This is a genomic window from Desulforamulus profundi (assembly GCF_002607855.1).
On sequence record NZ_AWQQ01000047.1, the window covers coordinates 1 to 10,000 of the forward strand.

Consider the following 10,000-nt stretch of genomic DNA (forward strand, 5'->3'; position numbering starts at 1 on the left):
GAACTTCTGCCAGAGATCTTATTGCCTCTTTTTTCCATTTAAGCAATTGATTTGGATGAATCCCATACTCTGAAGCAATCTGGGATATGGTTTTCTCTTCCTTGAGAATTTCCAGTACAACCTTGGCTTTGAACTCCCCAGAATATGATTTTCTCACGGCAACGATCCACCTTAAATAAAGCTGTTTTTTTGTCTAGTTTTCTTTATCCATTATAGCTTGCCTGCATGTTCGATATACTTTTTATAGGTTTCTCCGCATTCACCACACTTGATTTTCCCACTGAAAATGCTTTGATTTTTCATCGCATTAAATTGCTGTGTTCTGCCAAGCTTTATCTCTACAGATGCTCTAAGTTCCCGGGCTTTTTTAAAGGTATCCTCATCAATAAGCCTTGGATAAAACTCATCCCCTTTATATTTGACATTTTGAAGTATCTTTCCTACAGGGCCGTGATTCCAATTTGGTTTCTTATTGGCATTGAGGATCCCTCGCTCTGTCAGTTCTTTTGCAATGGCTTTTAATGATTTCCCTTTGATATAGTCTATGAAAATCGATTTAACTATTTGTGCTTGCTCTTCATTTATTTCTATTTGTCCATTTACCATTTTGTATCCCATGGGCATATGCCGCTGCATCATGTATCCTCACCACCTTTACTGATACGCTCTGCTAATTTAAGTCCATTGATCAGCTTAAAAGTGATGGTTCCACTTTGTCCTATGATCACATGATCTACCGTATGGGCAAGTAGGTTCTCGTCATAGGTATCCATGATTTCAGGATTGTATTTGATAATTTCAAGGAGCCTTATGGTCCCTTCAATCTCTTTTGTAAATCCGTTTGAATCCAGCAGACTATTTCTCTTTTTCTTTGTTTCTTCAATCTCGATATTAAGTGCATTTTGCTTTTGTATAAAAAGAGCAGAGTCCATATATCCCTTTTGCACCACTCGGCTCAGGATATGGCTCTGCTCAGTCAGTTCCATAATTTTATGATTTAAGTTTTCGATATCGTCTTCTTGTGATTTACAGGTTCTCAGATTTTTTAGGGAGTCTAACAGTGGTATTAGGATATAGGTATAATTGCTGACCAGCTTATTCCACATGGTAAGATAGGCACTTTTGATGATATCTTCTCTGATGGCCTTCATCTTGCAATTTTCTTTACTGTTTAGATGGTTTTTACAACTCCACTGAATTTTTTCATAAGGTTTCCCGATGTATATCTTTTGTCTTCTGAAGGTTCCACCACATTCTTCACAGATGATCTTACTGCTTAACTCATATCGATTCTGATACTTTCCGCTATCATCGATGCCCATCTGCTTTCTGCGGTATTCATAGATTTCACGAACCATCTGTCCTTGTTCTCTGGTGATAATCGGTTCATGATTGTCTTTAATAAAAAACTGAGGCATCTCTCCACGATTTATTTTCTTCGTGTAAGGGAGCACCTCAGTAGTGTAGGTTTTCTGTAAAATCAGATCACCTTCGTATATTGGATTTTGTAGAATACCTTTTACCACACTGTCATTCCATGTTTCGGCAGTCCTAACGGGTGGCACATTATCATTGGTCAAATCTCTTGCAATTACATATGATCCTTTTCCGTTTAGATAATCTTGAAATATCCTTCGTACTGTTGCAGCTTCATCTTCATTGATTATTAGCTCACCATCTTCATCTTTCGTATAGCCATAAGCCACACAGCCGAGATTATAGCTGCCATCTCTGAATCTTTTTTGTATTCCCCAGCGATTGTTTGTGGAGATACTTTCTGATTCACCTTGAGCAATTGAGCTTAGAATTGTCAGCATCTGTTCACTTTGCTCGGACATGGTGTTGATGTTTTCTTTTTCGAAGTATATGGTGACACCAAGTGCCTTTAGCTTTCTTATAGCTTCAATGCTGTCTATGGTATTTCTAGCGAACCTAGTGACTGACTTAGTGACGATGATATCAATATTCCCATTTTCACATTCCTTCATCATTCGGATGAATTCGTCACGGCTTTTGACCTGTGTACCGCTTTTTGCTTCATCTGCAAAGATACCGGCAAATTCCCACTCTTCACGTTTGCCAATATAGCTCTTATAATACTCTACTTGGGCAACATAGGACGTGTGTTGCTTGGTGGAATCCGTACTGACCCTGCAGTATGCACAAACACGCTTTTTAGGTCTTAATTCGTGCATCACCTTATGCCTGACTGGTTCAATCTTAGTGACCTTTTTTGTCATATGCGTTTTCCTCCTTTCTGGGACTATCATCCCCTGTTAGCAACACACATTACTCCAACACACTGTACAAAGCAAGTGTTTTTACACATATACTTTGGCAAGCTGTGGTGAGAAGGATTGGCGGTTCAATTCATCTATTTCTTTTCGTTCTTCCTCGGTTACAATCCCTCTTCGGAGCAGGATGTCCAACATCTTTTGCGCCATCTTATATTGAACTTCACACTTGGATTGTTCTTTTGTCATGCCATGTAGTTTTGCTGAATCGGTGGCTATTTTCTTCATTTCACTTTCCATATTTCTGCTCCTTTCGCCCTTCAATTTTTCTTAATATCACAATAATAGGGATTGCTTTTCTCCTGGCATTAGTAATACAAACACCAGAAGAAAAGTGAGTCAATAGACTCCTGTAATCCCCATGGGTTCTGACATTAAGTCAGTTTTCTTTGATTCATGCGCACTGTATTTTACACAAATTCCCCAGTGCTACTGTCTTTTACGACATTTGGGCGATTTCATAAACTGAGATCAGTTCATCTCATCATAGGATTCTCACCTCCTCCGGGATCTCCGCAGGCTGCCCCCATTGCGATGTCTGTGGCTGGGCAGAAGTATCATTATAGGCTGATGAGGTTATGGCGAAACAGTTGAACTGTCTGGAACATTTGCTCCACTTCTCTGTTTCTGGATCAGATGGACCCGCTCGCACCTTTATTGTTGGCCGCATTTATAAAATCAGAGAAAAATTCTCCCAAGAGAAAAAATCCATTTGCATGGATCTGTTCTGACCTTACAGGTGGTCTTCGCGCATCTAACCGTGTCGCTTTTCCTTTTCGGGCTCATCAGCTAACGTATTTATGAAATCGGATATGAAATTTTCAAGGTGCATTTGAGAGAATAAAAAGACCCCCTCACTTACTTCCACGATGAGAAAGGGGGTTGAGCGGATTTATTTTTGATTTTCTAAAAGTTTTTTTAGTTTGTGGAGTATTCTCATCTTCCTGTCATTAATCGTTTTCTGAGGAATACCAACTTTTCTGGCATATTCTCGTTCTGAAAAACCTTGATAAAACAGAGCATTGATCATTTCTACTTCATCAGCACTCAAAAGTGCCATGGTTTCTTTGAGCTGTTCCACCATAACGGTCTTGATTGCCATTTCTTCTATATTGGTTTCTTCATCTACAAATTGTTCTTCTGCTTCAATCAAGCGCTCTAGCGAATCCTCCCTACTTGGAATAAAAAAAGCGACTTGCTTGGTTTCATCCAAAACAAATCGCTCAACTTTAATGTCATATTCTAAATATCTGAGTCTTCTCTCACCTTGCCTTAACACTTCTATCACCTCTTCACTTGCCGTTGGATACATTTTTCTGTAATTTGGAATTCTTTTCATTGTTGCCATCTGGATTTCCTCCTTTTCTGGTTTCTGATTGGCTGCATCAACATCAGAAAATGGAGGAGCTCGGCATCTTATCTGCGAACCTTGCAGTGACTTTTTCATGTGACCTCCTAAAAATGGGCAGAAAAAAAGCCGAGAATAACATTTCTGTTAGACTCGGCTCTTCTAGCCTCAGTATAGTAAACAAGCACAAAAATGAGTAATAATCACCTCCAACTGTGCTTGTCTCTTTGCTACTAAAACTTTGCATTAAAAAACCCCAAAACCAAATTGGCTTTGAGGTATTCTCAGATCAATATTCAATTATTTTATGCCATAATTCACCAGCATAGTCAGTGTAACATGTCCAGTGTCGGAATACAGTAGGGATTTAGTCGGAACTTTATCGGGTTATAGTCGGGAATTAGTCGGGTCATTTATGATTTGAAAGAAATCTGGTATTTCAAGTGATCCCTCACCAATGCCAAGCAGACCTCTCATTGAAGGGATAGTATAACCCCATAGGCAAATTGCAAATAAATCAAGAGCCTCTTTCTTTTTGTCATAATATGTACTGCGCTCAAGCCCCAATAACTCCAACATTTCAAACTCTGTGTATTTATAGACGGTCAAGTATTGCTTACTAAGTATTTCATGATACAGTTGACCGTTATCAGGATACTCATAAATTTTATTCATTGTGTTGTCTATTAGCAAAATCAGCCACTGTGTTTCAAAAAGCGATTTCACACGCTCTGAAAATCTTTCCTGTTCGTTATCTGGAGCGTAATTCGCCAGATACTCAAGTGCTTCCTCCATTGTTCTACTACAGTACATTTCAGCACTCTCACAAACTTCAAAAACACGGTTTGACGTTGACCAAACAACGGGTCTATATATCTTGAGTAGCAATTTTGTTTTATGCAGAACAGAATTACGATCAATGTTCAATCCCTTAAACATTAACCCACATTGCTTCATTACTCTGCTTTCCTTTCTCATGGCATCAATCCTTCCTTATATTTCATGTTGACTCTTGGCAACAAGTAGTGGTATATTTATTACGAACGAAGTTGCATATTCGATAATCAAATTATACTCGAACGTATGTTCTGTGTCAATCAGAATATTATGAACATTATTGCATGCTAAATGCAAAAAACTGGAAGGAGTCATAGTCATGTTGTTTGGTGATAAAATTAAGGAACTCAGGAATTTGGCAGAAATGAGTCAGCAGGAGTTAGCTAATCAAACCGGACTTTCATTGCGTTCTATTCAGAACTATGAGAGCAATCAACGTTATCCAAAAGATGTGGCTATTCTAAACAAGCTATGCGTTGCTTTAAGCACCACAATCGAAGAACTCATGAAAGAAGAAGACAATTTTATTGTAGAAGCAGCATCTAAGTATGGCGTACGTGGGAAAAAAGATGCTAAATTGCTTGTTGAAGAACTCGGCGGACTATTTGCAGGCGGCGAACTGGGCGAAGAAGACAAGGACAAAGTATTTAGAGCCATTACAGAGATGTATTGGAAGGCAAAAGATAACAATAAAAAATACACCCCCAAAAAATACAAAAAAAACAGCGAGCCTAATGAATAGTCACTGTCCGTTTTTCGGGATAGTTCATTTGTTATACTTGTTATACTGGGGGAGGTGAATTTATCATGCCAAATAGAGATTATATTCAGACAGTCGTTCATGAGCTTATTAAAAAATATGATACACGGGATCCGTTTGAATTGTGCAAAGCCATTGGAGTTGAGGTCTTTTATGCAGACCTCGGAAGTTTGAAAGGAATGTATAAATATCTTAAGAAAAACCGTTTTGCTGTCATAAATGAGAAACTTGACTCTTACTCCAAAACTCTTGTATGTGCTCACGAGCTTGGGCATGATATACTACATCAAGATTTAGCCAAAAGGGTCTGTTTACAGGAATTCATGCTCTATGATATGAAAAGTCGTCCGGAGTATGAAGCCAATCTTTTTGCTTCAGAGATTCTCTTGCCAGATGATAAGATTTTGACTTTGGCTCATGATGGGTATGACATTGAGCAAATTGCTAAAGCTTTATCGATCGATATAAATCTGGTGGCCATTAAGATATCTTCATTGAATACTCGAGGGTATCAATTCAATAATGTGATTGATGTGAAATCAGATTTTTTGCGAAAATAAAGAGCCTTCATATTCGCTGGCTCTTTTTTGCTGTGTAGAAACCAATTTAATTAACTATAAGTCTGAATAGACTTAACCAATTCCTTGTTTGTTTCTTGTGCGATCTCCTCATACCTATTTCTATGCCTAAAGTACAATTTGTTTGGTATGAGTGGACTTGATGACCTATTGTCAAATATCATATCTTGCAAGCATCTTAAATCATTAGTCAATTGTCCATCTGAATATGAATTGCCAGACTTAATTCTTATTATGATTTCATCAAGCTTTCCTTTCATATGGTTTAAATTGCTTATTGCTTTACAGTTATCTCTATTTGTTTTATAAACCAAGACACAAGCTGGCAGTATAGGTGAAAAAACTGACATAATAAATACCGCTACTGTAATCCCTTTGATAATAGCTATAAATAATAATGCCAGGAATACCGCCGAGAGAGTTATTGATAAAAATTCCGAGTATTTTTTTCTTAAAGTCTGATTCCACCAACAATTAGTAGCTTGACAAATCAAACCGTAATATCTGTTATCCGCTTCATCAATTCCAGGATACCAATTTAACAAAGTATCATAATTATTGTGTTTTGAAATATATAGTTTGGACTTTTCTTGTATTATTTCCAACATTGAGGTATTTATAAACTTGATATCATTATGCGGCAACTGCAATACATCACAATCAAACTCTTCTTGAATTTTAGCAGCTTCTTCCTTTATTTTGTCAATTCTCTTTGATAAAAGAAGCTCATCAAGAACAATAATGATGCTTGCAGCAAACACAGTATAAACAAGATACTTTTCATCAATTATATTCCCTAAAATCGCTAATGATACCGTGAAAATTCCACTTAAAACAAATTGAATTATCATTACTTGCTTTGCTTCTGAATATAATTGCCTTTGTGCCGCGAGGCGTTTAAGATTCCACTCACTATTCTGTCTTAAATTAATACTCAATCACTCATCCCCCTAATTATATTTGGGGAATTCACTCCCAAATACATCTCCCCATTTACCGATTGAAGATTTCATGTCCTTGTTTTGTTCTAATTCGCTTGCAGCTATGGCTACATTGTAGTCTATCGCTGTTTTGTTCTTAATTCTAGTCCTTTCATCATAAGTCAAACTGTTGATGTTTCCTTGTATGCCCTTTGGATCATCAACGTTCCCCGTAATGTTATTGTATATATAGGCCATTACTTTTGGAAATTCAACATCTACAAATTGGCTAGCCTTTGAGCTTTGCCCTCATAATAGTTTAGTATCATTGTCTCAAGCAAATATGATGACATAGTCGGCATTGTTGCTCTTCTATTCCAATACTTTAGCATCCTAATTATTTGAAGAATGTTACCATCATGATTTCGATTTATCCGAGTCGTTCTTTCCTTATCAATCCTCGGATCTGTTTTCTTCCAATAACCATTACCGTCAGGTATCAAGTAATAACTCTTTCCATAACAATCTTCAGAAGTAATAAAGCACGGTACTATATCAAAACTCCATGGATAAGAACTCAAATTTAAAACTGCTGCTTCTTGATTTCGCTTAATCTCGGCGTTGCTATATTGAGGTACATTTGAGCAGGCAGAAACAAATTTATTAATGACCCTTTTTGAGTTAAGCGATGTAGAATTTGAATGACACAATTTTAATAAATCTGTAGCATCACTTGAAACTGCGATCTCAATTCTATCAGAATATGTCATATATGTTGACTTTTGAGCATTTAGCCCTATCATAATATCAATGTCATCCAATTCTCTTATCTTTGTTTTCCTTGCAAATGAGCCAAAATTGATGTTTATATCTTCGTACAACGTTGGGAAATCACTATCCTTTGTCTTGAAATTGGCAATCTGATTCATTAACCAATCACGACTACTAATAGCTCTTTTTGTTATATCTGAATCCAAATTAACAGTATCCTTCAAGAATTCATTAAATGCTTGTATTACAGTTGATGCCATTTCTTACCCCTTTCGTCTCTCAACTCATTATAGTTATTTACATTTCCACCACAAACCCACTCCAGCTATCTGCATATTGTAGCAACAGTGTCAATGGTTCTTCGTGTGTTGCGACTGATCGATTATCATCTACATACTGCCCATCATGATAAACGATGGCTTGTACCTCTTGTTCTGTGAGTTCAACATGTTTCGAAGCAAGATAGAGACTTCTCACAGGAACACTCAAATATGTGAGGTCCTTATTGAATCTGTACGGTGGATCCGGCTTATGTCCACTCTTGTTCTGATTTTCAGCGGTTTCGTTTATTAGATATTGAGGTTTACCCGGCATTCCGACTTTTCCAAAATCATGAATTAACGAAACGATTACGCAGCTTTCCTCGCTGATTTCTGGAGCTAGCACTGCCCGGATTTTCAACATACATTCTGCTACGTTAACAGAATGCTCGAGCAGTCCACCTTCTGTGCAAAGATGGTATTTGGTGCTCGCTGGTGATGTCAGCCAAGTAGTCTCATCCTCCATAAAAGTCACAAGTGCGTCAAACTGTACCTTTCTATTAACCACCAGTGATTTCAATTTGTCATATCTTTTAGCAACTGTGTTTTCCATATCTCTATCACCTACTTCTTTACAACGACTTCGGTACGTCTATCAATTTTGTATTCGATTCGTACCAATGTTTCATTGTTAGCTGCCACATTTACTCGATATTCCAGTTGAGTAGCTGTTCTTTTTGTATACTCATGAGAAGACTCTACCATTTCCCAAACACCCCATATAAATGGTTCAAAGATGATATCAACTGCTTCCTCTTTATGATTTCGAATAATACACTCATATTTGTAATGTTCAAATCCACCAGTCTTCTTGCGATCCAATTCATTGTACTCATAAGTAATATCAAACGCTTTACCAATGGACAATTTTATTGACTCGTCCTTCGGTGTATGATCGATTTGATCTTCACCGATAAACTCGAGAGAGTGATCTGCATCATCTTCTTTATAAAGCTTAATTTTACCCTTTGGCATCGCTATTCCAAGACCATCTTCTTTGCAGTTTTGGAGTTCTATAATAGGCTGTGGTTACATTGAGTGTTGAATGACCAAGTATGTTGGATATAGTAGTGATTGGAATATTTTGCTCAAGCAAATCGCTCGCTAGGCTATAACGTAACATGTGAAAACTTGCTCTTCCTGATTTTCTTTTGGTAATTCCAGCAGCCTGAGCGTATTTCCCTATAATATAGGCTACGTTGTCAGTCTTTGCAAATGGAATGTGCGGTACCGTATGTCTTAAAAAATAGTAGCTAAATCAGATTGGGGGCGACCATTTTTCAAATAATCAATAATAGCCCACCCTACATCAGGCAGTAGGTCAAGAGTTAAAGGCTTTTCAGTTTTTTGCTGAACGATGCTGATTCTGTTATTTATAAAATCAATGTTATTCAGCTCCAGCGCTTTAATATCACTTATTCTCAGCCCGTAACGCACACCTAGAATTAACATGGCATAATCTCTTTTTCCACGAGCATTTGCACGATCTACTGCTTTTAAGATTTGATTAACTTCTTCGGCAGAGTAGTATTCAGGAATTTTTCTATTCTTGTAAACCGAGATTTCCGGGAACTCAAATGATGTGTGAGTATAGCCTTCGTTGTAAGCATATTCAAACATATGGGCTATAACCCGTGTCGAATTATCAATATAACTTTTGGAACAACCGGCAAACGTCTTTAGGTACGTGTTAATGTACTGAATATCCACATTGCAGATATCCTTGACTTCATGAGCAGCTAAAAAACTGAACAAATACCTAAGTACTTGACGATAGTTTCGCAGAGTTCCTGTCTTTAAGAATTTATGTTCACTTAAATGGGATAAAAATTTCTCGCCGATTTCTGAAAACTGTTCTGGAAAGGCTCCATCACTCTTAGGCATGCGTTTAGCAATGCTTCCAGATATCTGATACTCCAGTAAGAGCATCACAGATCTTCTAACAACAGATTTGTATTCGCTTAGTCTTGAAGCGTACGGGTCGACTTTGTAATGCTCTTGGAGCAATTCAAATCCAAGATTTTTTGTAAAATAGACTTCTCCTTTGGCAATAGCCAGATTCTTTAATGCGTTCCATGCTTGTCGATGATGCCTTAGCGTAGAAATTGTGTAACCCAAACTAACCATATAGGCATCTGTTTCAGCAATCAGTTCGGCAATTGGTAAATGTTT

At 37.5% G+C, this 10,000-nt stretch carries 14 protein-coding genes (1 of these 14 cut by a window edge); 2 read left to right on the forward strand and 12 right to left on the reverse strand.

Annotation, left to right across the window (positions count from 1 at the left end; translation table 11 throughout):
• The 6 genes from P378_RS07400 to P378_RS07425 all read right to left on the reverse strand — a co-directional run.
• Positions 1-157 (reverse strand): transposase (locus P378_RS07400; protein WP_143338429.1); only part of this gene is annotated, 157 nt, incomplete at its 3' end.
• Between the two features lie 53 nt (positions 158-210).
• Complete coding sequence (locus tag P378_RS07405) at positions 211-639, reverse strand: recombinase family protein (RefSeq protein ID WP_099082799.1); 429 nt, start codon at positions 637-639, stop codon at positions 211-213.
• A complete protein-coding gene (locus P378_RS07410) occupies positions 636-2,240 on the reverse strand; it encodes a recombinase family protein (protein ID WP_099082800.1) in 1,605 nt (534 codons plus the stop codon). Before P378_RS07410 ends, P378_RS07405 begins: the two co-directional genes overlap by 4 nt.
• Positions 2,241-2,321: 81 nt before the next feature.
• Positions 2,322-2,534: an SHOCT domain-containing protein gene (locus P378_RS07415; RefSeq protein ID WP_143338430.1), complete on the reverse strand. Its 213-nt coding sequence runs from the start codon at positions 2,532-2,534 to the stop codon at positions 2,322-2,324.
• A 652-nt stretch (positions 2,535-3,186) separates the two neighbouring features.
• Positions 3,187-3,741, reverse strand: a complete 555-nt coding sequence (locus P378_RS07420; protein WP_099082802.1) for an RNA polymerase subunit sigma-24 — start codon at positions 3,739-3,741, stop codon at positions 3,187-3,189.
• A gap of 288 nt (positions 3,742-4,029) precedes the next feature.
• Positions 4,030-4,620 carry a hypothetical protein gene (locus tag P378_RS07425; protein WP_099082803.1) on the reverse strand — a complete coding sequence of 197 codons (591 nt, stop codon included), beginning with the start codon at positions 4,618-4,620 and terminating at the stop codon, positions 4,030-4,032.
• 178 nt (positions 4,621-4,798) lie between these two features.
• On the opposite strand from P378_RS07425, the gene P378_RS07430 reads away from it, so the two are divergent.
• A complete protein-coding gene (locus tag P378_RS07430) occupies positions 4,799-5,221 on the forward strand; it encodes a helix-turn-helix domain-containing protein (protein WP_099082804.1) in 423 nt (140 codons plus the stop codon).
• Between the two features lie 65 nt (positions 5,222-5,286).
• Positions 5,287-5,799 carry an ImmA/IrrE family metallo-endopeptidase gene (locus P378_RS07435; RefSeq protein WP_099082805.1) on the forward strand — a complete coding sequence of 171 codons (513 nt, stop codon included), beginning with the start codon at positions 5,287-5,289 and terminating at the stop codon, positions 5,797-5,799.
• 50 nt (positions 5,800-5,849) lie between these two features.
• Here the strand turns inward: P378_RS07435 and P378_RS07440 are convergent, their stop codons facing one another.
• The 6 genes from P378_RS07440 to P378_RS21315 all read right to left on the reverse strand — a co-directional run.
• A complete protein-coding gene (locus P378_RS07440) occupies positions 5,850-6,755 on the reverse strand; it encodes an S-4TM family putative pore-forming effector (RefSeq protein ID WP_099082806.1) in 906 nt (301 codons plus the stop codon).
• 260 nt (positions 6,756-7,015) lie between these two features.
• Positions 7,016-7,768 carry a nucleotidyltransferase gene (locus tag P378_RS07445; RefSeq protein ID WP_207654006.1) on the reverse strand — a complete coding sequence of 251 codons (753 nt, stop codon included), beginning with the start codon at positions 7,766-7,768 and terminating at the stop codon, positions 7,016-7,018.
• A gap of 37 nt (positions 7,769-7,805) precedes the next feature.
• A complete protein-coding gene (locus P378_RS07450; RefSeq protein WP_099082807.1) occupies positions 7,806-8,381 on the reverse strand; it encodes a phosphohydrolase in 576 nt (191 codons plus the stop codon).
• 11 nt (positions 8,382-8,392) lie between these two features.
• Entirely contained in the window at positions 8,393-8,803 is a 411-nt protein-coding gene (locus tag P378_RS07455; protein ID WP_180261014.1) for a hypothetical protein, read from the reverse strand.
• On the reverse strand, positions 8,790-9,050 hold the full coding sequence (locus P378_RS24050) for a tyrosine-type recombinase/integrase (RefSeq protein WP_099082808.1): 261 nt from the start codon (positions 9,048-9,050) through the stop codon (positions 8,790-8,792). The genes P378_RS07455 and P378_RS24050 overlap by 14 nt, the downstream gene beginning before the upstream one ends.
• 17 nt (positions 9,051-9,067) lie before the next feature.
• Positions 9,068-10,000, reverse strand: partial view of a tyrosine-type recombinase/integrase gene (locus tag P378_RS21315; RefSeq protein ID WP_180261015.1) — the 3' portion only. The gene runs 15 nt beyond the window's last position; the window shows 933 of its 948 coding nt (coding positions 16-948); the start codon falls outside the window, past its right edge — the gene reads right to left on this strand; its stop codon occupies positions 9,068-9,070.